At 32.0% G+C, this 25,015-nt stretch carries 19 protein-coding genes and 1 other annotated feature; of the genes, 18 read left to right on the forward strand and 1 reads right to left on the reverse strand.

Annotated elements, in window-relative coordinates; translation table 11 throughout:
* Positions 1-66: 66 nt before the first annotated feature.
* The 13 genes from KPL54_RS08425 (at position 67) to KPL54_RS08485 (ending at position 17,302) form a co-directional block, all read left to right on the forward strand.
* Positions 67-990: an ABC transporter ATP-binding protein gene (locus KPL54_RS08425; protein WP_216106144.1), complete on the forward strand. Its 924-nt coding sequence runs from the start codon at positions 67-69 to the stop codon at positions 988-990.
* 1 nt (position 991) lies between these two features.
* On the forward strand, positions 992-1,984 hold the full coding sequence (locus KPL54_RS08430) for an ABC transporter permease subunit (RefSeq protein WP_216106145.1): 993 nt from the start codon (positions 992-994) through the stop codon (positions 1,982-1,984).
* Between the two features lie 578 nt (positions 1,985-2,562).
* Positions 2,563-2,916, forward strand: a complete 354-nt coding sequence (locus KPL54_RS08435) for a response regulator (protein ID WP_216106146.1) — start codon at positions 2,563-2,565, stop codon at positions 2,914-2,916.
* Between the two features lie 74 nt (positions 2,917-2,990).
* Positions 2,991-5,366: a methyl-accepting chemotaxis protein gene (locus KPL54_RS08440; RefSeq protein WP_216106147.1), complete on the forward strand. Its 2,376-nt coding sequence runs from the start codon at positions 2,991-2,993 to the stop codon at positions 5,364-5,366.
* A gap of 88 nt (positions 5,367-5,454) precedes the next feature.
* Complete coding sequence (locus KPL54_RS08445; protein WP_253203397.1) at positions 5,455-7,566, forward strand: chemotaxis protein CheA; 2,112 nt, start codon at positions 5,455-5,457, stop codon at positions 7,564-7,566.
* 25 nt (positions 7,567-7,591) lie between these two features.
* Positions 7,592-8,086, forward strand: a complete 495-nt coding sequence (locus KPL54_RS08450) for a chemotaxis protein CheW (protein ID WP_216106148.1) — start codon at positions 7,592-7,594, stop codon at positions 8,084-8,086.
* Between the two features lie 15 nt (positions 8,087-8,101).
* The gene (locus KPL54_RS08455; protein WP_216106149.1) at positions 8,102-10,324 is read left to right on the forward strand and encodes a HAMP domain-containing methyl-accepting chemotaxis protein; all 2,223 of its coding nucleotides are present in this window, start codon (positions 8,102-8,104) and stop codon (positions 10,322-10,324) included.
* Between the two features lie 71 nt (positions 10,325-10,395).
* A complete protein-coding gene (locus KPL54_RS08460; RefSeq protein ID WP_216106150.1) occupies positions 10,396-11,208 on the forward strand; it encodes a CheR family methyltransferase in 813 nt (270 codons plus the stop codon).
* 6 nt (positions 11,209-11,214) lie between these two features.
* Positions 11,215-12,252, forward strand: coding sequence for a protein-glutamate methylesterase/protein-glutamine glutaminase (locus KPL54_RS08465; protein ID WP_216106151.1), 1,038 nt, complete (start codon positions 11,215-11,217; stop codon positions 12,250-12,252).
* Between the two features lie 124 nt (positions 12,253-12,376).
* Positions 12,377-12,612: a binding site (T-box leader), on the forward strand.
* Between the two features lie 62 nt (positions 12,613-12,674).
* Positions 12,675-14,285, forward strand: a complete 1,611-nt coding sequence (ilvB, locus tag KPL54_RS08470; protein WP_216106152.1) for a biosynthetic-type acetolactate synthase large subunit — start codon at positions 12,675-12,677, stop codon at positions 14,283-14,285.
* A gap of 15 nt (positions 14,286-14,300) precedes the next feature.
* On the forward strand, positions 14,301-14,789 hold the full coding sequence (gene ilvN / locus KPL54_RS08475; protein WP_216106153.1) for an acetolactate synthase small subunit: 489 nt from the start codon (positions 14,301-14,303) through the stop codon (positions 14,787-14,789).
* 191 nt (positions 14,790-14,980) lie between these two features.
* The gene (locus KPL54_RS08480; protein WP_216106154.1) at positions 14,981-16,330 is read left to right on the forward strand and encodes a citrate/2-methylcitrate synthase; all 1,350 of its coding nucleotides are present in this window, start codon (positions 14,981-14,983) and stop codon (positions 16,328-16,330) included.
* 147 nt (positions 16,331-16,477) lie between these two features.
* The gene (locus KPL54_RS08485) at positions 16,478-17,302 is read left to right on the forward strand and encodes a metallophosphoesterase (protein WP_216106155.1); all 825 of its coding nucleotides are present in this window, start codon (positions 16,478-16,480) and stop codon (positions 17,300-17,302) included.
* A 118-nt stretch (positions 17,303-17,420) separates the two neighbouring features.
* Here KPL54_RS08485 and KPL54_RS08490 read toward each other — a convergent pair whose 3' ends face one another.
* Positions 17,421-17,906 (reverse strand): ferritin family protein, encoded by a 486-nt coding sequence (locus KPL54_RS08490; RefSeq protein WP_216106156.1) that lies wholly within the window; start codon positions 17,904-17,906, stop codon positions 17,421-17,423.
* A 582-nt stretch (positions 17,907-18,488) separates the two neighbouring features.
* Between KPL54_RS08490 and speE the strand changes: the two genes are divergently transcribed.
* From speE to KPL54_RS08515, 5 genes are all read left to right on the forward strand, one after another.
* Positions 18,489-19,361: a polyamine aminopropyltransferase gene (speE, locus tag KPL54_RS08495; protein WP_216106157.1), complete on the forward strand. Its 873-nt coding sequence runs from the start codon at positions 18,489-18,491 to the stop codon at positions 19,359-19,361.
* 373 nt (positions 19,362-19,734) lie between these two features.
* A complete protein-coding gene (locus tag KPL54_RS08500; RefSeq protein WP_216106158.1) occupies positions 19,735-20,754 on the forward strand; it encodes a LacI family DNA-binding transcriptional regulator in 1,020 nt (339 codons plus the stop codon).
* Between the two features lie 129 nt (positions 20,755-20,883).
* Positions 20,884-22,176 carry a citrate transporter gene (locus tag KPL54_RS08505; protein WP_216106159.1) on the forward strand — a complete coding sequence of 431 codons (1,293 nt, stop codon included), beginning with the start codon at positions 20,884-20,886 and terminating at the stop codon, positions 22,174-22,176.
* Positions 22,177-22,230: 54 nt separating this feature from the next.
* The gene (locus tag KPL54_RS08510; RefSeq protein WP_216106160.1) at positions 22,231-24,354 is read left to right on the forward strand and encodes a hydantoinase/oxoprolinase family protein; all 2,124 of its coding nucleotides are present in this window, start codon (positions 22,231-22,233) and stop codon (positions 24,352-24,354) included.
* Positions 24,347-24,994 carry a hypothetical protein gene (locus KPL54_RS08515; RefSeq protein WP_216106161.1) on the forward strand — a complete coding sequence of 216 codons (648 nt, stop codon included), beginning with the start codon at positions 24,347-24,349 and terminating at the stop codon, positions 24,992-24,994. Before KPL54_RS08510 ends, KPL54_RS08515 begins: the two co-directional genes overlap by 8 nt.
* Positions 24,995-25,015 lie beyond the last annotated feature (21 nt).

Below are 25,015 nucleotides of genomic sequence, written 5' to 3' on the forward strand. Positions count from 1 at the left end.
TCTTGTTTTATATAAAAATTAGAGTAAAATCTAACTGTAAAGTTAAGTTACATAAGGAGGCATATTATGACTAATGAAGTATTAAAAATCGATAATCTTAAAAAAATAATTGGTAAGCGTACAATAGTTTCAGATATTTGTTTTGAACTTGAAAAAGGAGAAATATTTGGGTTTCTAGGACCTAATGGAGCTGGAAAATCCACTACTATTAAGATGATAGTTGGATTATCAAAAATTACTGAGGGAAGTATTTACGTGGGTGGATGCTCGGTAAAAGATGATTTTAAAGGAGCAATGCGCAATATTGGGTGCATAGTTGAAAATCCAGACATGTATAAATATATGTCTGGCATTGATAATCTTAAAATATTTGCAAAAATATATGAAGGTGTAGATGAGGCACGAATAAATGAGGTGGTGAAAATTGTTGACCTTGAAAGGGCAATAAAGGATAAGGTAAAAACTTACTCATTAGGTATGAAGCAGCGGTTAGGAATTGCTCAAGCACTACTTCATAGTCCTAAACTTCTTATACTTGATGAACCTACAAATGGGCTTGATCCAGCAGGAATTAAGGCAATGCGAGAGCTGCTTCGAAAGTTAGCATCAGAGACTGGTCTTACAGTACTTGTATCTAGCCATATATTAGGTGAAATGCAGCAGATGTGCGACCGTGTTGGGATAATAAATAAAGGTAAAATTATAACGATAAAATCAGTTGAAGAACTCCTTAACATGACAAAGGTTGATGATAAAACAATTATAGTATTAGAATCGGATGATAATGATAGGGCCGTTTCACTTCTAACAAGCATTAATATAAATAGTAGTCTATTAGGTGATGGAGTACATATTGAAACAACGAAAGAGCGTGTACCTGAAATAGTTACAACATTAACAACTGCTGGTATTGCTATTTTGGGTATGGATAAACAAGAGACACAATCACTTGAAGATGTATTTATGAAGCTTACAGGGGAGGGCAAATAAAATGGGTAGTTTTTTTACACTTGTTTCAGTAGAAAATACAAAATTGTGGAAAAGAGTTTCTGCGAAAGTAATGTTTTTAATAATGATTATACTTATATTGGCAGCAACTGGTATTTATAAATATTACACTGTATCTCAGAAGATTCCAAATGAAGTTAAGGTTTCGCAGAATTGGAAACAAGAATTGCAAGCTAAGGTGGCACTTCAAAAAATTCAGCTAAAACAGGCTGAGGATGGTAAGAGTAATGTGGAAAAAGCATTTACGGGATCACTTAAAAAGGGGATCGCTGAAGGTGAGTACAGACTTAGTAATAATATCAAACCAGAATCACAAAAGAGTGTTTGGACAAGAAGTACAGAGTTTTCTGCTAATGCCAATTATAGTGGACTTATTGCGCTTTTTGTAATAATAGCGTGTTCAGCCTTAGTTGCAGGCGAATTTTCAGAAGGCACAATGAAAATGATGATATCAAGGCCTTATAAACGTTATGAAATCCTTTCTGCAAAATTAGTAGCTACAATAATTTATGGTCTTGAACTTTTGGTAGCAACATTTTTATTGAACTTTATAATGATGGGTGTACTATTTGGGTTTAATGGAATAGGTGCTAAGGAAATGTTATGGACAAGTAGCAGTATAATGTATATCCCAGCAGCATTAAAAACAATTATTGTATTTTTACTTGATTATCTTCAAGTACTTGTATATGTAATAATAGCGTTCGCAATTTCAGCGATATCCCGTTCTCGATCAATGGCTACAGGATTTTCTTTGTTCTTGCTTTTCGTTGGGAGTACTATAATAAATATGGTAGCTATGTATTTCAGTTGGGGTAAATATCTTCCACTTGGAATGTCTAATTTCTCTAGATTTGTTACTTCAGGATCACCCATTGCCGGAACAACACTTGCTTTTGCTTTAGGTTTATCCGCTATATATTCCATAATATTCGCTTTTGTGGGTTATTATGTTTTTGAAAAACGAGATATTTAAATATTTTAAGAAAAATGATTGAATGCTTAAAGATGAAATGATAAGTATAGATATTGTAAAAGATAATAATGGAAAGTGAAATAAGCAGAAAAATTAAACTGGTACCTATAGCTAATATACTTTTTAAAGTGTTTAGTCTGTAGGTGCCATTTTAATTAATTTGCTTATTTTTTATTATAAAGTTTCAGCACCGCAGAGGATGATTTAACAAAAGTTCCTATATATATTAGGAAATGTAATCGTTTTAAAGTAATTGTATGTATTATAATGCAAAACACTTTTAACCATAAATTAGAAATAAATGTAATAAATTATAAAAATAATTATAATTTTGAATATATTTTTTGAATAATTGAATATGATGATGATAAACCATTATAAGAAGTTGTAAACAAATGATGAATTATAAAAGAATTTCGGTTTGGATATATGTTGAAATATGTCAATATCACTATATAATAAGAGTAATAGTAGTTGGTTACAACTAATATGGAGGTATTTTGTGTAGAAATATATACAATAAAAAGGAAAGAAAGAATGCTGAAAGTATAATAAATATTTAGTGAGGGATGGGTTTTATGAAGAAAGTTTTAATTACAGATGATGCAACATTTATGAGGATGTCATTGAAAAGTATGCTTGAAAAGTGTGGATTCGAAATAGTTGGAGAGGCTGAAAATGGATTAGTAGCGATAGAAAAATATAAGATTCTTAAACCGGATATCATAACCCTTGATATTACAATGCCAATAATGGATGGGCTGGCTGCATTAAAAAATATAAAGGCATTTGATAAAAATGCTAAAGTTATTATGATTTCTGCTATGGGGCAAGAGTCGATTGTTAGAGAAGCTATAATTTCAGGTGCAATGGGGTTTGTAATAAAACCATTTACCCAAGAAACAATAACAAAAGCTTTTAATAAATTCTAATAAATTCAAATAGAATTATCAATATTTAAAAGTGAAAAATTTCACAAACATGGATAATTGAGGGGGAACAAATTATGAAATGGTTTTATAATATGAAACTTAGCAAAAAGTTAACGTTTGGATTTATTATTGTTGCAGTATTTGCAGGGGCAATAGGGATAGTTGGTATTTTTAGCCTTAAGGCAACACAAACAAAATCGGAAAATATCATTACTAACTATGGAAATTCACAAGGTGAATTAGGCTTTATATCTGAAGCATTTCAAAAAACTAGAACAGTCGCAAGGGACCTTATAATAGAAACTAAGGATACTAATTATAAAAAATATCAAGATCAAATAGTTGTAAATGACCAAATAATAGTTAAATATATGGCAGAGTTTAAAAAAACTGAAAAAACTCAAGATGAACTTTTGAACTATGCTAAATTAGAAAAATCAATAAGTGATTATAACACTTTTCGTGATAAAGTTATAACATTAGCTATTAATAATAAAAATGCACAAGCTTATATATTATTAAAGAGTGAAGCTGGAACACTCGGGGAAATAGCAGCAAAAAATATTGATGACAATATAGAGCAAAATTTAACAATTGGAAGTCAACTAACTAAGGACGCACAAAATTCATCAAATCGAATAATAGTAATACTTATTATTATCGTTGCATTGTCAGTGATTTTATCGTTATTACTTGGGTATTTTATATCAAGGATAATAGGAAATTCAATTAAAAAATTACTTGTAGCTGCAGATAATATTTCAGAAGGTAACCTAGATGTTGAGGTAGATATAGATACTAAAGATGAAGTTGGGGATTTAGCAAAATCATTTAGTAAAATCATTGTAGCTATAAAATCACTTACAAGTGATGCAAATATGCTAGCAGATGCAGCAGTATTAGGTAATCTAGATACAAGAGCAGACATATCTAAACATAGTGGAGATTACAGGAAAATAGTAGAAGGAGTAAATAGTACTCTTGATACTATTACTGAGCCAATTAATGAATCAAGAAGAGTACTAGCAAAGATGGCATTAAATGACCATACTTTGAGTATGACGGGGTGTTATAAAGGAGCTATGAAGGACTTTGCAGAAGATATTAATTCTGTTCATGCTAGAATTTCAGCTGTAGTAAAATTGTTAGTGGAAATATCTGTTGGCGATATAAAAGGGCTTGAAGGACTTATAAGTGTTGGCAAAAGGTCTGAGAATGATGAATTAATGCCTTCAATGATAGTAATGATGTCAACAATTCAAGATCTTGTAGCAGAAGCAAGTATGATAGCAGACTGCGCAGCAAGAGGTAATCTCGAAACAAGGGGTGATATTTCAAAATTCAAGGGTGGATATCGTGAAGTTATAGAAGGCTTTAACAAGGCACTTGATGCTATGGAGGATCCAATTAACGAATCAGCAGATGTATTAAAGAAAATGGCAAATGGAGACTTAACTATTAGTATGACTGGTAATTATCAAGGTAGTTATTTAGTCATAAAGGATTCTTTGAACCATACTTTAGAGGCATTTAATGAACTATTAGGAAGTATTACTGACGCATCTGATGAGGTTTTATCTGGATCGAACCAAGTATCTGATGGTAGTCAGGCATTATCACAGGGAACCACAGAACAAGCAAGCTCCATAGAAGAATTAACTGCTTCAATAACACAAGTAGCAGCTCAGACTAAGCAAAATGCAGTCAATGCTAGTCAAGCAAATGAACTGGCACTTAATGCTAAGGAAGGAGCAGTGCTTGGAAATTCTCATATGAAAGAGCTGCTTAAATCTATGGGGGATATAAATGAGTCATCATCAAATATATCAAAAATAATTAAAGTTATTGATGATATTGCTTTTCAAACTAATATGTTAGCATTAAACGCTGCAGTTGAAGCAGCAAGAGCAGGACAACATGGTAAAGGGTTTGCGGTTGTTGCCGAGGAAGTAAGAAATCTTGCAGCAAGAAGTACTAATGCAGCTAAGGAAACTGCAGACTTAATTGAAGGGTCTATTAAGAAAGTGGAGGATGGAACAAAAATTGCGAATGATACTGCAGAATCTCTTGATGAAATAGTTGTAGGGGTATCTAAGGCGGCAACTCTAGTTGGGGAAATAGCAGCGGCTTCAAATGAGCAAGCAACTGCGATATATCAGATAAATAAGGGCATAGAGCAAGTTTCAGATGTTGTTCAAACTAATTCGGCAACCGCAGAGGAAAGCGCTGCATCTAGTGAGGAGCTATCAAGCCAAGCTTCATTACTTAAGAGCATGGTAGGAAAATTTAATCTAAAAAGAGGAATGGCTTCAAATTATAATAAAGTATCTTTAGGATCACGAAAGAATCAAACTCGATTGGAAAACAGATCGTTTGCTTATGATGAGGTTACAGTAACTAAAAACAAACCTAAAATATCATTGAGTAATGAGGAATTTGGAAAATATTAAAAGAATATTTGTTAATCAACTATGAAGGATGAAAAATATTAATTCAAGTATTTATACAATATTCTAAACAAAGGAGGAGGTAGCGTTTATGTCAAATGATGGAACAACTAGAGAACCAATGCTTGAAATATATCTATTTGAAGCTACGCAACTGATGGAGCAGCTTGAAGAGATTAGTATCGAATGTGAAAAAAATAAAAGTATGGATACAGAACATATAAATGAAATCTTTAGAATAATGCATACCATAAAGAGTTCATCAGCTATGATGATGTTTAATAATATATCTGTTTTAGCACATTCAATGGAGGATTTATTTTATTTTATTAGAGAAAATAAAGCAGTAAATATAGATTTTGAGAGCTTGTTTGATTTAGTGCTTTTAGGTATTGATTTTATAAAAGGTGAGGTTTCAAAAATTGAAAATGATGAGAAGGCTGACGGATCTAGTGAAGAATTAGTGCTGAAAAGTTCAAAGCTTCTAAGTGCTATGAAAGAAGCTAATATTGTTATAAGCGATATTATAGAAACCCATACAGTGGAAGATAGTAATTATATTATAAGTGCTTATGAAAATCAGGATTTAGAGGCTAGGCAGAAATACACTGTAAGAATTTTTTATGAAGATGGTTGTGAGATGGAAAATGTACGCGCATATACTGTAATTCATAATCTTAAGGATATAGTATCCGAGATGTACTACATTCCTGAAGATATAATAGAGAGTAATGACAGTGTAGAAATTATTCGTAAAAATGGTTTTCTAGTAGGATTTGCTACTTCTATAGATTATGAAAAAGTTGCAGAAAAACTAAATGAAATTATTTTCTTGAAAGATTTGGAACTTCTTCAAGTGGAAGAATATCCAGAAGAAATTAAAAAGGTAAAGGCCAAAAGCATAATTCAACTTGAAGGGCCGCTAGAGAAGATAGAGCCTTTTGGGGATAAAGAACTTATTCAAATAGAATCTATTCAAATTGATCAAGTAGAGAAAGTAGATACAAATAAAGAAGAAGTTGAGCATATTACTAAAGTAGCAAAACAGCAAAGTATAATAAGTGTAAATATTTCTAAATTGGATATGCTTTTAGATTTAGTAGGTGAAATTGTTATATCAGAGGCAATGGTTACAAAAAATCCGGATTTAGAGGGTCTTTCCCTAGATAATTTTAATAAAGCTTCTAGGCAACTTAGAAAACTTACTAATGAATTACAAGATGTTGTAATGTCTATACGAATGGTACCAGTATCTATGACTTTTCACAAAATGAATAGAATAGTAAGGGATATGAGCAAAAAATTAAATAAAGAGGTTGAACTAGAAATTATAGGTGAGGAGACAGAGGTAGATAAAAATATAATTGATCATATATCAGATCCACTTATGCATCTAGTGCGGAATTCATTAGATCATGGTATAGAAGATAAAGAGGAGAGAATAGTTTCCGGCAAACCTCCAATTGGAAAAATTACCTTGGAGGCGAAAAATGCTGGCGGTGATGTATTTATCATTGTCCGCGATGATGGACGTGGTCTTGATAAAAGCAAAATATATGAAAAGGCTAAACTTCAAGGATTAGTTACAAGACCTGAGGAGGAACTAACCGATAAAGAAATTTTTGCGTTTATTCTGTTGCCTGGATTTTCTACTAATGAAAGTGTTACAGAATACTCAGGACGTGGAGTTGGTATGGATGTAGTCAAAAAAAACATTGATAGTATTGGCGGATCAATATCAATCGAAAGTATGATTGGACGTGGAAGTGTAATATCTATTAAAATTCCTTTAACGCTAGCGATAATTGATGGACTTGAGGTAGCTGTTGGAATTTCTAAATACACAATACCTATTACATCAATTAAGGAGTCATTTAAACCAAAAGAGAATGAAGTAATTGCAGATAGTGATGGAAATGAAATGATAATGATAAGGGGAGAAGCATATCCAATATATAGGCTTCATCGATTATTTAATGTAAATACAAAGGTAACCACGCCAACTGATGGGATAATGGTGCTTGTAGAAGACAATACGAAATCTGCATGTTTGTTTGTAGATTCATTAATTGGAGAACAACAGGTTGTTGTTAAGGAACTACCCAACTATATTAAGAAAGCCAAAGGAATTGCTGGATGTACAATCCTTGGAGATGGAAATATAAGTCTCATTATAGATGTGAATGGAATTTTAGATAGATAAAATTTTAAAAAAGGTGGTTAAAAAAATGGCGGAAATTTTAGAAGAAATTATGGAAACAGCTGAGGATACTCAAAGGGGAAAATTTTTAACATTTTCTGTTGGCAAGGAGTCTTATGGTATTGAAATTAAGTTTGTAACAGAAATAATTGGTATACAGGAAATAACAGAAGTACCTGAATTACCTGATTATGTAAAAGGAATTATAAATCTTCGTGGAAAGATTATACCTGTTATTGATGTAAGACTTAGATTTAGAAAAGAGCCGAAAGATTATAATGATAGGACATGCATAGTTGTAATTAATATTAAGGAAACTGTTGTTGGACTTATTGTGGATAATGTAGCAGAAGTAATTAATATAGACGATAGTAATATTGTTCCACCACCACAAATGAAAACAGGTTTTCATAATCGTTATGTTAGGGGAATAGGGAAAGTAGGAAATGAAGTTAAGCTTTTGCTTGATTGTGACAAGTTACTTAATGATGAAGAATTAGATAAAATTATTGAAACAGTATAAAAGGGGGAATAATAAATGAAGTTATTTAACAATTTTAAAATAGGTGCAAAAATATTATGTGGATTTTTTATGGTTGCAATCATCGCTATAATAATTGGAATAACAGGGATTATTAATTTAAATACTATATCGAACAAGGACACTGAAATGTATGAAAAAATGACAGTTCCCATGAGTAATCTTTATAATATGAATCATGTTTTTCAAAATACTAGGTCAAATTTGAGAGATATGATTATGTCGTCTAATGCAAAAGAGATGCTGGAGTTTGAGAGACAAATAAACGACAATAATGCAAGTTTCACTAAAGATTCTAATGAATTTAAAACAACTACCATAAGTGTAGCAGGTAAAGAACTTATAAAAAACACTGATGATTCTGTACTCGCTTATGAGAAAGTAGCCGCTGATATAATATCACTTGCAAAACAAAACAAGGATGCACAAGCAATAGTTTTGATGAATAGTGAAGGTGTAAAAACAAATGATTTACTTGCACAAAACATGAAAAAGATGTCAGAAGCAAAGATTGCTCTTGCTAAAGCAGCTTCTAATTCAAATGCAGCGACTGCAAGCAGTTCAATAAAGTTAATGTTAATTTTTATAATAATTGGAGCGACACTTGCAATTGGTTTAGGGATAATAATTTCAAAATCAATTACTAAACCAATAAAGAAGTTAGTTGATTATGCGGATAGAATTGCACTTGGGGATGTTGACATAGAAATTACTGAATCGTCAAAGGATGAGACAGGAACTTTAATGGATGCTTTTAAGAAAATGGTTGAGAATATACGTGAAAATGCAGCAGCGGCAGAGAGTATATCTAAAGGAGATTTTAATGTAGTGATAAATCCTAAATCTGATAAGGATGTACTTGCAAAAAGCTTAATTCTAGTTGTTTCCTCGGTTAAAAATCTTGAAAAAGAAACAAATATGTTAATAAAGTCATGTGTTGAAGGGAAATTAGCTACAAGAGGAGATGCTGATAACTTTAACGGAGCGTATAAAAATATAGTGGAAGGTATAAATAATATATTAGATGCCGTTATCGAACCGATTAAAGAAGCATCATCAGTACTTCAGGAAATGGCAAATGGTAACTTAAAGGTAAGTATGAAGGGTGATTACAAAGGGGATCATGCAGATATTAAAAATGCATTAAATGACACTATAAATTCTTTATCCTCTTATGTAACTGAAATTTCAGAGGTTTTAGGTGAAATGTCTAATTCTAATCTTAAATTATCAATAAACAATGAATATAAAGGTGATTTTGCACAAATTAAGGATGCATTAAACCTTATAGTTCAATCTTTTAATGAAGTATTTACGGAAATAAATAATGCTGCAGACCAAGTATCGGCAGGCTCAAACCAAGTTTCAGATGGAAGCCAGGCATTGTCTCAGGGAACAACAGAGCAAGCAAGTTCTATAGAAGAATTAACTGCATCTATAACGCAGGTAGCAGCTCAGACTAAGCAGAATGCAGTAAGTGCTAGCCAAGCAAATGAACTTGCACTTAATGCTAAAGATGGAGCAGTACTTGGAAATTCTCATATGAAAGAGATGCTTAAATCTATGGAGGATATAAATGAGTCATCATCTAATATTTCAAAAATAATTAAGGTTATTGATGATATTGCATTCCAGACCAATATGTTAGCTTTAAACGCTGCAGTGGAAGCTGCAAGAGCAGGGCAACATGGGAAAGGTTTTGCGGTAGTTGCGGAGGAAGTAAGAAATCTTGCAGCAAGAAGTACTAATGCAGCTAAGCAAACTGCAGATTTAATTGAAGGGTCTATTAAGAAAGTTGAGTTTGGAACAAAAATTGCAAACAATACTGCGGAATCTCTTAATGAAATAGTTATAGGGGTATCTAAAGCAGCAACTCTAGTTGGAGAGATTGCGGCAGCTTCAAATGAACAGGCAACTGCAATATACCAAATTAATAAGGGCATAGAACAAGTTTCAGATGTTGTGCAAACTAATTCGGCAACTGCAGAGCAAAGTGCAGCAGCTAGCGAAGAACTTTCAAGTCAGGCATCTATGCTTAAAAATATGGTAGGAAAGTTTAGATTAAAAAGAAGTGACTTGACATCTTATAGTGAAGTAGCTTTAAAATCTCATAAAAATATAAATTCGCCTAAAAACAAATCTATAGCACATTCTGAGGCAGCAGCAACTAAAGATAAACCTAGAATATCTCTTAGCAATAATGATTTTGGTAAATACTAAAAAATATATTAAGGCCATGGTTTGTAGTTCTAATATAGACCATGGTTTTTAATAAAAATAAAGGTGATATGATGATAAAATTAAAGGAAAGCGAATTTAAAGAACTTACAGGTTATATGAAAGCAAATTATGGAATCAATCTTACAGAAAAAAAGTTTCTTATAGAGGGGCGCCTTAGCAATATGATTATAGAAAAAGGATTTGCTAATTTTTCGGATTACCTAAAATTCGTTTTTAATGATCCTTCAGGAAATGAAATTAGTCTACTTATAAACAAGTTAACTACCAATCATACTTATTTTATGAGAGAAGTCGAGCATTTTAATTATTTTAGGGATACTGTTATGCATTACTTAGAGTCAACTTGTAAAAATAAAGATTTAAGAATATGGAGCGCAGGATGTTCTAGTGGTGAGGAGCCATATACCCTAGCCATGATAATAGCAGATTATTTTGGAAATCAAAAGCCTATGTGGAATACTAAAGTACTGGCTACAGATATATCCCAAAAGGTACTAGGAGTAGCGCAAATGGGTGTTTATTCAAGTGAGGCTGTAGATACAATACCTAAATATTGGAGACTTAAATATTTCAGTAAAGTTGATGATGAAAATTATCAGATTGGCCAGGAAATAAAAGATGAAGTAATATATAGAAATTTTAATTTGATGACTGAGGTTTTCCCTTTTAAAAAAAAGTTCCATGTTATATTTTGTAGAAACGTAATGATATATTTTGAGCCAAAAACAAAGATGGAATTAATAAAGAAATTTTATGACATGACCGAAATAGGCGGTTATCTTTTTTTAGGCCATTCTGAGTCCGTAAATAAAAATGAAACTAATTATAAATATATTATGCCAGCTGTTTACAGGAAAGGATAGGTAATAATGAGTATATTAAAAAAAATAAGGGTGTTAGTTGTCGATGATTCGCTACTCTTTAGAGAAACGATAGCTAGAGGAATAGGTGCAGATAGGGGTATAGAAGTAGTTGGAACTGCAGGGGATGCATTCCAGGCAAGGGATAAAATAATAGAGTTTGAGCCGGATGTTATGACTTTAGATGTAGAAATGCCAAAGATGAATGGTATTGAATTTTTGAAAAGGCTTATACCTCAATATCCTATACCAGTTGTGGTAGTAAGTGCCGTAAGTGATAATGTTTTTGATGCTTTGAATGCTGGTGCAGTAGATTTTGTTACAAAAATTAATTCAATAAATGGTAGTAGCAAGGAAGTTTTTATAAATGAATTAATTATAAAAATAAAAATAGCTTCAATGGCTAAGGTAGGAAATATCAAAAAAGACATTATAAATAAAAAACGTACTGATAAAATAAACTCAAGAAGCGGTGATACAATAATTGCTATTGGCGCATCTACCGGTGGAACACAAGCTATTCTTGAAGTAGTTAAGGGATTTCCTATAGATATGCCTGGTATTTTAATAACACAGCATATGCCTCCTGTATTTACAAAAATGTATGCTGATAGGTTAAATAATCTTTGCCTAATGGATGTGAAGGAAGCTGAAACTGGTGATATAGTTCTTCCAGGGAAAATTCTTATTGCACCAGGAGATAGACATATGGAATTAATGCGTCGTGGAAATAATTATTACGTGGAATGCTCTACTGGTGATAAGGTGAATGGACATTGCCCATCAGTAGATGTACTATTTAATTCAGTTGCAGAGAAAGCAGGAAGTGCGGCAATTGGTATTATTCTAACGGGAATGGGCTATGATGGGGCAAAAGGTCTTATGAAAATGAAGCAAAGAGGGGCTTATACTATAGGTCAAGATGAAAAGTCAAGTGTTGTCTACGGAATGCCAAAGGTAGCTTTTGACATTGGAGGGGTTATTAAGCAGGCATCTTTAAAAAATATACCTCAGTTAATTTATTCAATTATAGAAAATGGAAGGTAATAGAGTAAATGGAACATATAGAGATGATTGTTTACATAAACTTTAGAATACTTTAAAAAAAATATTGACAAAAAAAAGGTCATAAAGTATACTAATCTAAAACATGGAAATAAATTTGAATATTGTGAAAACTGTGATAGGGAAAGTAGACATTCTTCATATTCTTAGAGAGTGGGGACGGTGTAAACCCATAAATGGTTAATGTTGAAACTCACCCTTGAGTTGTAAGCTGAAATTATATGGTTTATATATTATATATAAACCATATAGGGTAAGCCGTGCCGGTGTATATAATTATACACCGTTATAAAACGAAGATATAAAAATGGGTGGTACCGCGATAGACTTTTCGCCCCAATGGGATGAGGTCTTTTTTTTATACTCAAAATTCTAATTTATATAAAATTGAAGGAGGTACAAAAATGAAAGCTGCGGTCGCAATAATTCAATGTTTACAAGAAGAAAAGGTGAAAATAGTGTTTGGTTATCCAGGAGTTCCAGTTGGTCCGTTATATGAGGCATTAAGGAAATCAGATATAGAACATATATTGGTAAGACATGAACAGGCGGCAGGACATAGTGCTAGTGGGTATGCTAGGGCAACAAGGTCTATAGGCGTATGTATTGCAACTTCAGGACCTGGTGCTATTAATCTTATAACGGGCATTGCAACTGCATATGCAGACTCTATACCAATGATTGCAATAACTGGGCAAGTTAGAACAGACCTAATTGGAAAAGATGTTTTTCAAGAAGCGGATATAATTGGAGCAACAGACTCTTTCACAAAACATAGTTATTTAGTTAAAGATGCAAAAGATATACCAAGAATTATGAAAGAGGCGTTTTATATAGCAAGAACTGGAAGACCAGGTCCGGTACTTGTTGATATACCATTAGATATTCAAAATACAGAAATAGAATTCGAATATCCAAGTGAAATTAGTATAAGAGGTTACAAACCTACTATTAATGGGAATAAAAGGCAAATAAAAAAAGCATTAGAAAAGATTAAAAATAGCTGTAAACCTCTTATTTGTGTGGGAGGGGGAGTCATGTCCGCCAAGGCTGAAAAGGAGTTAATAAAATTTATAGAAAAATCTAAGATTCCCATGGTACACACATTAATGGGTAAGGATGGAATTCCATCAAAATATCTTTATAATGTTGGATTAATTGGATCACATGGTTTTAAATATGCAAATAAAGCAGTAGCTGAGGCAGATGTTCTAATTCTTGTTGGTACAAGAGTTGCAGATAGAGCAACAGGTGGATCTAAGAGTTTTGGAAAAATGGCAGACATTATCCATATTGATGTTGACCCGGCAGAGATAGGTAAAAATCTTAGTGCTCTTATTCCAGTAGTTGGGGATTGTAAAAAAATATTACAAGAACTTACTGATGGAGTAACGCAAATCGATACAAAAATGTGGATGGATCAAATTACAACGTGGAAAAAAGAATATGTTAAAATTAGGAAAACTGGCGCAAAAGTAAATCCGCAATATGCTTTAGAGCTTTTATCACAAATGATAGAAGAAGATGCCTTGATTACTGCAGACGTAGGGCAAAATCAAATTTGGACCTCACATTATCTTGATATGGTTGGTAACAGAAGATTTTTAACTAGTGGGGGACTTGGAACAATGGGATATTCCATACCGGCCTCAGTTGGATGTAAGTTTGCTTTTCCAAAGAGACGTGTTGTTGCAGTAATGGGAGATGGAAGTTTTCAAATGAGTATGTCTGAGCTTGGAACTATAAAACAAAATCATTTGAATATAATATTCTTATTATTTAACAATTCAAATCTTGGTATGGTTCGGGAGTATCAAAGCAATGTATATAAAAATACTTACGGTGTGAGTTTATGTGAAAATCCTGATTTTGTGAAACTTGTAGAATCTTATGGACTTTGTGGAAAAAGAGTTAACTCTAATTCAGAATTAAAAGGAGTTCTTGAAGAAGCGATGTCAAGTAATAAAACTTTTTTGATAGAATGTATTGTAAGCGAAGAAGAGAGTACCTTATAGAAGGGAGTGTAAATTATGAATAAATACATTTTATCTATTTTAGTTGAAAATCATTCAGGGGTTTTAAGCAAAATGGCCGGTTTATTCACACGTAGAGGTTATAATATTGATAGTTTAACTGTTAGTATTACAGATGATCCTACTATTTCGCGTATGACAATTGTAGTAAGCGGAGATGAACAAATTACTGAACAGATTGTAAAACAATTGAATAAACTTATAGATGTAATAAAAATATTAGAGTTAAGTCCTGAAAAATCCGTTTCTAGAGAAGTGGCACTTATAAAAGTGGCGCTTGACCAAAGTACTAGATCTTTTATTATAGAAACGGTAAATATATTTAAATGTAATATTGTAGAGATGAATGCAAAGAGTATTATAATTGAGATAACTGGAAATGAAGAGAAGGTATCTTCATTCATTGAGTTAATGAGGCCTTATGGAATTAAGGAAGTTGTCCGTACAGGACTTGCAGTGTTGCAAAGACGATCAGAAACAGATTAGTAATAATTTATAAAAAACGTGTAATCGCTCCATTCTCATGATAACCTAATCTGAAATTTCTCGCATTTTACGTATTAAGATCTAATGTGGTGTAATATAGTATAGAGTGTTATCGAATAATTTTCAATTGAAAATAAAATTTAAAAAATATAGTAGAAAGTTTTAGTAACTACTTTGTGAGAGGTGATATTTTGGATAATAAAAAATTGATTCAGTTTAAAAAAACAATTCCTAAAAAATTAAGCAGTTTTATAGACCCAGAGCTATTTGTTAAATTTGAAGTTAAGCGAGGGCTTAGAGATATTGATGGGCGTGGAGTACTTGTGGGTTTAACGGAAATTAGTCAAGTAAATTCTTCTATAGTTAAGAATAATAAGACAATTCCAACTCCCGGTGTTTTAAAATATAGAGGCATAAATATTGAAAGTTTAGTGGATGGCTTTCTAAAAGACGGTCGTTTGGGATTTGAAGAGACTTGTTATTTATTACTTTTTAGTGATCTTCCGAGTAAAGGAGAACTTAAAAATTTTACGGATTTGCTTTCTAAATATCGAAATCTCCCTGATGATTTTGTACGAGATATGATACTGAAAATGCCGAGTAAAAATATAATGAACTCACTAGCAAGAAGTATATTAGCACTTTATAGTATAGACGATAAAGCAGAAGATACTTCTCCAAGTAATGTTTTGGAGCAGTGCATGAGGCTTATTGCATGTTTCCCACTTATGGTGGTTTATGGTTATCAGGCGTTATCACATTATCATAACAATAATAATTTAATTATTCGTAGTCCACTTGATGATTTAAGTACTGCTGAGAATATTTTGTACATGCTTCGTGATGATAGTAAATACACAAAACTTGAAGCTACAATACTTGACCTTGCATTAGTGCTTCACGCAGAGCATGGTGGTGGGAATAACTCCACATTTGTTACACATGTAATAACATCATCAGGCTCTGATACTTATTCAGTAATAGCTGCTGCACTTGGTTCTTTAAAAGGGCCAAGACATGGTGGTGCGAACATAAAAGTTGTTCAAATGTTTGAAGATATGAAAGAAAAAGTAAGCGATTGGAAAGATGATGCAGAGATTGAAAAATATCTATTAAAGATATTAACTAAAGAGGCTTTTGATAAATCAGGACTAATTTATGGAATGGGTCATGCTGTTTATTCTATATCTGATCCAAGGGCTGTTATTTTTAAAAAATACGTTGGAAGACTTGCAAAGGCAAAAGGTTTAGAGGATGAATATAACCTTTATGCAAGGGTAGAAGAACTAGCACCTATTGTAATTGCAAGTGTTCGAAAGATTTATAAAGGTGTAAGTGCTAACGTAGATTTTTACTCAGGATTTGTATACAGAATGCTTGGTATACCAGATGAAATGTTCACCCCTATTTTTGCTGTAGCAAGAATAGCTGGCTGGAGTGCTCATAGGCTTGAGGAAATAATAAACAATGGTAAAATTATTAGACCTGCATATAAATGCGTTGCGGGAAGTAGTACTTATGTTCCATTAAACGATAGATAATAATACTTCTTAACTATCTAAACAATAAAAAGAAGGACAACCAAACTGTCATAGCGGCAGAGGAGTTATCCTTCTTTTATTGAGTAAGACTATTACTACCTAATGTTTTAACGAGACTTAAATATAGAATTCTAAGGGAGAAAATTTATGACTAATATATTTAATATTTTAATAGGATTATTTGTTTTTTTTATATTGTGGGCTTTAATTGAAGCTCAAGTTTATAGAGTACGAAGAATTAAAATTAAAAATAGTAAGATACCAAAAGGATTTAACAATTTTAAAATAATTTTTATATCTGATATGCACTATGGAAGAGGCTTTAGCAGCAAAAGATTAATAAATATAGTTAATAAAATCAATAAAATAGAGCCAGATATTATAATAATAGGAGGCGATTATTTAGATATTTCAGTGAAAAGTAAGAGGGATGTAAGCAGGTATTTAGATAAGGAGCTACAAGTACTAAAAAAATTAAAAGCTAAGTTAGGGATTTTTACTGTCCTCGGAAATCATGACTATTTTAAGGGGAAAGATTATTTACTGAAGAAACTTAATTCCAATTCATTTAAGATACTTAAAAATGGGAAAGACTTGATAAGTAAAGAAGGCGACACTATAGAACTAATAGGCGTGGATGATTTACTTGAAGGAAATCCAGAAGCTAATTTATTAAAACAAACGAGCGATAATTTTACTATTGCTATATCACATAACCCAGATTTTTTCAGTGATTATAAAGATGTTATTAATTATGACTTGGGTTTTGCAGGGCATACTCATGGAGGGCAAGTAACTATTTTTGGATTATATGCGCCGTATACAGCTTCTAAATATGGTCAAATGTATTGCAAGAAGATAATTCATGAGGAAAATAGAGATATATTATTAACTAATGGCATAGGTAATGGAATGTTACCTATAAGATTTTTCGCTATTCCAGAAATTGTAGAAATTGATTTAGAAGTCTAGGATATTAGAAAGTGTGTAAAAAAAAACTATAGTATAAACATTTTTTCAAATGATTATACTATAGGTAACAGTTTGAATATTTATATTCATTAATAAATTTAAACATGTATTTCTTTGACTATGCTACTATTTCTTTAAGCAATTTTGAAAAGTATGCTGCATGTGATTTTTCTTCTTCAAGTATAGTGGATAATATTCCTGTAACATCATTTTGAGATACTTTCTCGTACATTTGTGTATAAATACTTATTGTAAGTTGTTCTGTTTTAAGTGAATAAGTAAGTGCTGCTTTTAAATCTTTGAAAGCATCCTTTGGTTGATCTTTTTTATTAAAGACTTGATTTTCAATTAAATTTTTCAAGTATTTTGTTACTTCGATATCAAAGAGATAGGTAGAATCCATTTCATTACCAGTACTTAAATCATTAAAAAGTTTTGTAAACCTTTCTTTATGAATAAATTCTTGACCGGCAGCAGCCAATAAAAATTCCTTAGTTTTTCCTTTAGTATAATTAGCTCCATTGATGTAAAAATCATACCCTTCTTCCTCCATTAATATGGCAATTTTCAACATTTCAAGACCGCTAAAAGTAGTATTTGTCATAATATCGCTCCTTTCTATTTTGCTTAATAGTATGTTGAACATAAAGTTCTTTAGATTAATATTAACTCTCATCTAATATTAACTTTCTTATAATAAATATTCAAGACTATTTTGTAAATTTATTTTTAATTTATCGTTTTAGGTTAAAATAAAATGATAGTTATATTTGTACATTTTTCTTATGTATTTTTATAGGCATATATAATTTATAAAAATCAGCCGCCGTAAGGATTAAAGGTGGCCAATAATAGTTAATTATATCAATTATAATAAAAACCCCCTCATATAGATTTTACTTTATTATTAATATAGTATTATTAGTGCAGTAGTGTGTTACTATAAGCGAAATTTAATTAAATCATCTCCTGGGTCGCTGCAATAGCTTTGAAAAAGATGCATTGAAGACTTCAGTAGGAGACTTTCCTTCTGAAATGTCGTTAAATGCAAGTTGAACTCCTTAATTTTTATGATATACTTGAAGCTGTAACTTTATGAGGCTCAAAAGCAAGAAGTAAAAAGTCTAAGTTGAATTTATTAATAAACTAAAAAGATAGTTATACTTATTATAATGGAGGAATTATTATGAAAACGAATGAATTGCCAAAGTATTTTAAAGAAATTGATGACGAACTGTGGTTTGAAGAAGTTGAAGTTGAGAAAAAAGATTTGAAAATTAGTTATAAGGTCAATAAATGTTTTTCTTATTCAAAATCCCCTTATCAAGAGGTAGCATTAATTGATACCAATGCATTTGGTCCTTGCCTTGTGCTTGATGGTGTAATGCAGACTACATCTGCTGATGGATTTATATATAATGAAATGATTACACATATTCCAGTACTTACTCATAAAAACCCAAAAAATGTTTTGGTAATTGGTGGAGGCGACTGTGGAGCGGTAAGAGAACTATCAAAGTATGAGGAGCTTGAGACAATTGATATGGTGGAGCTTGATGAATTGGTAACAGAGGAATGCATAAAATTTCTTCCAGAAATAAGTGGAGGTCCAAGTTTCGATAAAAGAATCAATTTTAAGTTCGGAGATGGAGTTGAATATGTAAAGAAGACTGATATTAAATATGATATAGTAATGGTTGACTCACCAGATCCTGAGGGCCCTGCTAAAGATTTGTTTGGAGAAGAATTTTATAAAAATGTAAAAAGAACATTAAAAACGGATGGAGTAATGGTATGTCAGAGTGAATCTCCAATGATTCATCGTAACATAATAGAGAATACAAGAAAAATATTAAAAAACAATTTTAAAATAGTAAAAACATATATTGCTTTTGTTCCAACTTATCCAGGTGGTATATGGAGTTTTACAATGGCATCAGATGTGTATGATCCTAGTAATATGGACGCAAATAGATTACCACTAGAAACTCGTTATTTAACAAAAAAAATTGTAAAATCTTGTTTTGATCTTCCAAATTTCATAAGTGATCTTAAATAAATCACTTAGCATGTTATTGCATTAAGTATATAGGGGTTAAAATGACAACATTAAGGACGGAATACAAAAGTCTGGTTTAAAGAAAGATCTTACAGCAAAAGATATAGCGGATTTAGGTATAGGTGCTGTTAGTAGAGTAGGAATAATATTAAGAGTAATGGCATATCATCTAATATAAAATGGTATGTTATTATTTGTTTTTTTAGCTCTAACGAATTTTAAAAATTAAATATATTATAAATACTTACAATTATAGAAAAAGATTGCTTTTTTCTATAATTTGATGTAATATAATCTCATAAAAAGAAATCGATTTCATTATTTTGTGTACCGGTTTCGTTAATTGGTTTATATAAAGGGAGCAGGGAGTATTATGAAAAAAGAAACGAATTTGATAACAATAAGCGATGTAGCAAAAGCTTCTGGAGTTTCTAAAACTACTGTTTCAAGATATTTAAATGGTAAGTTTGAGTATATGTCTGAGGACACAGGAAAACGGATACAAGGTGTTATAGAAGAATACCAGTATAGACCGAGTAATGTTGCAAAAACTTTAAAATCTAACAAAAGTGGACTTGTTGGTGTAATAATTGCAGATATTGCCAGTCAGTCGTCTTCTATATTACTTAAAGGAATAGGTGATGTTTGCACTTCTCATGGATATCAAGTGCTTATATCAAATGTTGACAATGATCCAGCAAAGGAAAGAGAATATATACATTCTTTAATGGATAATAGAGTAGAAGGAATCATAGTAAATACTACTGGTTATAATGAAGATTTTTTAGTTAATATTAATGAAACAAGAGTCCCTATTGTACTTGCAGATAGAACTATGGATGAATTAAAAATAGATTCAGTTACTACAAATAACCATAAAATGACATTCGATACAATAAAGTTTCTAGTGGAAAAAGGTTATGAAAATATTGCTTTCTTTACCGAAAATCCTATAAATAATAGCGTTAGGTTAAATCGTAGGCAGGGGTATCTAGATGCAATGAAAGAATTACTTAATATAGATGCTGAAAAATTAATATATACAATTAATCCTGCTGATAAAAAAAGCTGTGCTAAAGCAATTGAGGATTTTAATAGCTTATATAAAAATAATATGAAGGCAATATTTACGGTAAATGGAGTTATTCTCTTAAGTGTTCTTAAAGGAATACAACAATGTAACTATAAAATACCAGAAGATTTTTATGTTTGTGGTTATGAAGACTGGGGATGGGCAACGCTTGTTTATTCACAAATGCCAGTTATAGCACAGGATACTTATAAAATCGGTGTTGAATCAGCTAAGATGCTTATAAAAAGAATTAATGGTAAGGCAGATCCAAAGCCAAGGTATAAAGAATTAGACGATGTACTAATAATAAAATCTAGATAACTTATGTAATATGATAAGTTATCTAGATTTGGTTCTCTGTTAATCGGTTTCCAAAGGTTTTAACTATTTAAAATTATTTTATTTATCAATGAGTATTAAAAAATAAATATTATAGAGGGGGGTTTGAATATGTTACAAACAGTAATTGGTATTCTTTTATTATTGAGTTATGTTATATTTGCTATATATGCTGCAAAAGGCGGAAATCTTATGATAGGGTTCTTTGTAATGGCAGTTTTATGGTGTGTTCTTGGTTCAATAGCTGGGGTTGTTAATTGGGATACAATTAACGCAAAAGTATTCCAAGGAGGACCAGAAGGATATGGCGGTACTGTCGTTATCATTATATTTGGTAGTTGGTTTGGTCGCGTTATGCTTGAGACTGGTATAGCTAAAACAATTATCACAAAGGCAGTTGAATTAGGTGGTGACAATCCTGCAGTAGCAACAATACTACTTGTATTAGTTACATCTATTATATTTACAAGCTCATATGGAGCAGGTGCTGTTATTGCAATAGGAGTTATTGTTTTTCCTATAATGTTGTCACTTGGTATTCCAAAACCTGTAGCAGTAAGTGCCTTTGTTATGGCTGTTGGTGCAGGTATGTACCTAAATATGGCACAATTATCACAAATGGTTGTTCTAGTTCCAGGTTACAAACTAACAGATGGTTACTATACTTTTGGGTTTATGGCATTTGGCGTACAACTTGTAGTAATAATAATTATGATTTTGATTAGTACTCGTAAATCTAAACTTAATCATGCATGGGCAGCACAGTCAAATGTAAATGGTGATTCGGGAAATGGATCAAATTTATTATCACTTTTGACTCCATTAATTCCAGTTGTATTATCTATATTCTTTGGATGGAAGTCGATACCATCACTTATTCTTGCCATATTATTTGCGTTTGTAACTACTGGGAAGATTAAAAATTTCACAAAATTTACATCAGTTGTACAAAAAACTTTTTATGATGGAGTTTGTGATGTTGCAATGGTGTTTGCATTCCTATTTTTCTTGCAAATGTTTGTAAAATCAGCAGGTGCATGTTCAGTTTTATTAAAACCAATAATATCGCCACTTGTTCCTCATAATTCATTTATACTCTTTCTAGGGTTTGGTGTATTTTCAATACTTGGATTATTCCGTGGGCCATTAACAGCATGGGGCGCAGGAACGGCAACACTCGCAATGATGCAAAGTACTGGAATGTATTCAGCAGCAGTATTATTCCCACTATTTTATATACCATCAGTATCCATGAATATATCATGTTGCCCAACACAATCATGGAACCTATGGTCAATTAATTTTGTTAAAATTAATGTTAAGCAGTTTATGAGGTCTATAACATTCTGGGGGTGGCTTGTATGTTTAATAAATTCAATGCTTGCTTACTTTATATTGGTATAAATGTAAAATTTAAAAAATTAACAATAATTTTTATATTATAATAGGAGGAATTTTATGGGAAAGAGACTTGTAAGGGTAGGAATAGATGTTGGTGGAACACATACAAAAGCAGTTGCTATTGATAATGCAACCCATGAGATTATAGGTGAAGCAATAGTAATGACATCCCATGAAGATAAGATGGGGGTTGCTGCAGGTGTTATTGAATGTTTTGAGAGCTGTCTTAAAAAGAATGATATCGCACCGGAGGATGTTGTTTTTATAGCTCACAGCACAACACAAGCGACTAATGCATTACTTGAAGGTGATGTTGCAGAGGTAGGAATTATTGGAATGGGGAAAGGTGGTCTTGAAGGAATTCTCGCAAAACGTCAAACTAATATTAAAGATATAGATTTAGGAACAGGTGGAGTTATAAAAATACATCAAAACTATATAAAAGAAAAGGATGTTAACACAGAGAATATTGAAAAAAGTATAAATGAACTTATAAAGCAAGGAGCCTCAGTAATAGTTGCATCTAAGGCTTTTGGTGTTGATAGTATGAGGGAAGAGCAAATAGTTAAGGAGGTAGCTGAAAAACACAATTTTTTAGTTAGTGTGGCCTCAGAAATAAGTAAGTTATATGGTCTTACAAGAAGAACAAGAACTGCTGCTATAAACTCCAGTATACTGCCCAAAATGCTTAACACAGCAATTAGCACGGAGGAGAGTGTTCGAAAGACTGGAATAAAAGTTCCGCTTATGATCATGCGTGGTGATGGTGGAGTTATGAATATAAAAGAAATGAAGAAACGTCCAGTACTTACAATGTTATCAGGACCAGCCGCAAGTGTTATCGGCGCATTAATGTACCTAAGAGCTTCTAATGGAATATATTTTGAAGTAGGTGGTACAAGTACTAATATTGGTGTAATTAAAAATGGACGCCCGGCTGTAGATTATTCAATAGTAGGTGGCCATAGAACATATATTAGTTCACTTGATGTTAGGGTCCTTGGAGTTGCAGGTGGAAGTATGGTACGTGCAAGTAATAATTTATTAGTTGATATAGGTCCAAGAAGTGCTCATATAGGTGGACTTTCTTATTCAGTATTTACACCAGAGGACGTGATCGTGGATCCAAAGCTTGAGTTTTTTGCTCCAAAAGAAGGAGATCCAGAAGATTACATAGCTATAAAGCTTAAAAATGGTAAACGCGTCGCAATTACTAATAGTTGTGCTGCCAACGTACTTGGACTTATACCTAAAGATGATTATGCTCACGGAAATGTTAACTCTGCGCGTAAAGCTATGGAGCCATTAGCAAAATACTGTAATATTTCTGTTGAAGAGCTTGCAACGCAAATACTTCAGAAAGCTTATGAGAAGATTGATCCTGTTATAAAGGAATTTGTAGAAAAATATAAACTAGAAGGTGATCAAGTTTCACTTGTTGGTGTTGGTGGTGGAGCTGCATCCTTAATTCCATTTTGTGCAGACAAAATGAAAATAAAATATAATATTCCAGAACATGCAGAGGTTATATCGTCAATAGGTGTTGCATTATCAATGGTTCGAGACGTTGTCGAAAGAGTTATTCCAACGCCAACTACAGAAGATATAATTGCCATTAAAAGAGAAGCAACAAATCTTGCAATAAAGAGTGGAGCGTTGGCCGAGAGTATTGAGGTTCATATAGAAATTGATACTCAAAGCTCAAAAGTTACTGCAATAGCACTTGGTTCAACAGAAGTTAAAACAACAGATCTTCTTGCCACTTGTAGTGAAGAGAAAATAAGAGAACTTGCATCGGAGTCAATGAGTGTAACCCCAAAAGACTTAAAACTTGAAGCAAAATCGGATGTGTTTTATGCTTTAACATGTGAAAAAAACGGAAAGAATATGATTCGCCTTATAGATAAAAAAGGTTTTATAAAAATACAAAGAGGTAATGCTCATGTACTAACTTGTAATATAACAAATGTTAAGGAAAATGTTGAAAAGCTTTGGGATTCAGAAATTACGTTCAAAAGCCAAATGGCATTTACTCCAGATATCTATATGTGCATAGGGGGAAAAGTTTTAGATTATGCAGGTGTACAGAGTATTGAACAGTTATTTATGATTATGGACACAGAACTTATAGGAATAAGTCCAGAAGAAAAGATAATTATTGTGGCGGCAAAGTATGATTAAAGATATGGTTCATGAATTACTTAAATTTGATGAAAGTAAATGGGAGACATATGCATATTCTCGTGAACCTCTAAAAGGTAAGCTTAATCAAATCCAAAAGAGTGAATATAAAAAAGGCGCAGAAACTTGTGGACGCGATATAGCTATTGAACTTATAGATAAATATGGAATATTAACTCCTAGAGAGTATGCTAAAAAATTAGGAGTAACAGTAATTAGTTCCATAGGGCAGGAGCATGGCGAATATACTATGTTTGCGAAGTTTAATGAGCCAAGTACCATAACTGTTTTTAAGCAGGTAGTAGATAAGGCTAATGAACTTATAAGGGCAGAAGGTTTAGAAAAATGTTTAGGAAATGTTAATGTTTATGATGTGCTAGTTGCACATGAATTATTTCACAATTTCGAATGCAGCCAGCCAGAAATATATACAAACCAGGTTAAAATAAAACTTTGGTCACTGGGCCCATATAAGCATATGTCAAAGCTTGCATGCCTTCCAGAGCTCGGAGCTATGGCACTTGTAAAGAAACTTCTAAATACAGAGTATTCACCATATATATTTGATGTGGTTTTTTTATATACTTATAATAAAAGAAAATCTAAGGAATTATTTGAATCTATATGTAAGCTAAACTAGCATATAACATGCCTTGGGGGT

This window comes from Clostridium estertheticum (assembly GCF_018861295.1).
GTDB classification, from domain to species: Bacteria; Bacillota; Clostridia; order Clostridiales; family Clostridiaceae; genus Clostridium_AD; species Clostridium_AD estertheticum_D.

Coding starts and splice junctions, on each gene's coding strand:
- KPL54_RS08510 (WP_216106160.1), top strand. CDS start 22,231: ATGGGAAAGAGACTTGTAAGGGTAGGAATAGATGTTGGTGGAACACAT.
- KPL54_RS08450 (WP_216106148.1), top strand. CDS start 7,592: ATGGCGGAAATTTTAGAAGAAATTATGGAAACAGCTGAGGATACTCAA.
- KPL54_RS08500 (WP_216106158.1), top strand. CDS start 19,735: ATGAAAAAAGAAACGAATTTGATAACAATAAGCGATGTAGCAAAAGCT.
- KPL54_RS08455 (WP_216106149.1), top strand. CDS start 8,102: ATGAAGTTATTTAACAATTTTAAAATAGGTGCAAAAATATTATGTGGA.
- KPL54_RS08445 (WP_253203397.1), top strand. CDS start 5,455: ATGTCAAATGATGGAACAACTAGAGAACCAATGCTTGAAATATATCTA.
- KPL54_RS08505 (WP_216106159.1), top strand. CDS start 20,884: ATGTTACAAACAGTAATTGGTATTCTTTTATTATTGAGTTATGTTATA.
- KPL54_RS08485 (WP_216106155.1), top strand. CDS start 16,478: ATGACTAATATATTTAATATTTTAATAGGATTATTTGTTTTTTTTATA.
- ilvB (WP_216106152.1), top strand. CDS start 12,675: ATGAAAGCTGCGGTCGCAATAATTCAATGTTTACAAGAAGAAAAGGTG.
- KPL54_RS08430 (WP_216106145.1), top strand. CDS start 992: ATGGGTAGTTTTTTTACACTTGTTTCAGTAGAAAATACAAAATTGTGG.
- ilvN (WP_216106153.1), top strand. CDS start 14,301: ATGAATAAATACATTTTATCTATTTTAGTTGAAAATCATTCAGGGGTT.
- KPL54_RS08515 (WP_216106161.1), top strand. CDS start 24,347: ATGATTAAAGATATGGTTCATGAATTACTTAAATTTGATGAAAGTAAA.
- speE (WP_216106157.1), top strand. CDS start 18,489: ATGAAAACGAATGAATTGCCAAAGTATTTTAAAGAAATTGATGACGAA.
- KPL54_RS08440 (WP_216106147.1), top strand. CDS start 2,991: ATGAAATGGTTTTATAATATGAAACTTAGCAAAAAGTTAACGTTTGGA.
- KPL54_RS08425 (WP_216106144.1), top strand. CDS start 67: ATGACTAATGAAGTATTAAAAATCGATAATCTTAAAAAAATAATTGGT.
- KPL54_RS08465 (WP_216106151.1), top strand. CDS start 11,215: ATGAGTATATTAAAAAAAATAAGGGTGTTAGTTGTCGATGATTCGCTA.
- KPL54_RS08435 (WP_216106146.1), top strand. CDS start 2,563: ATGAAGAAAGTTTTAATTACAGATGATGCAACATTTATGAGGATGTCA.
- KPL54_RS08460 (WP_216106150.1), top strand. CDS start 10,396: ATGATAAAATTAAAGGAAAGCGAATTTAAAGAACTTACAGGTTATATG.
- KPL54_RS08490 (WP_216106156.1), bottom strand. CDS start 17,906: ATGACAAATACTACTTTTAGCGGTCTTGAAATGTTGAAAATTGCCATA.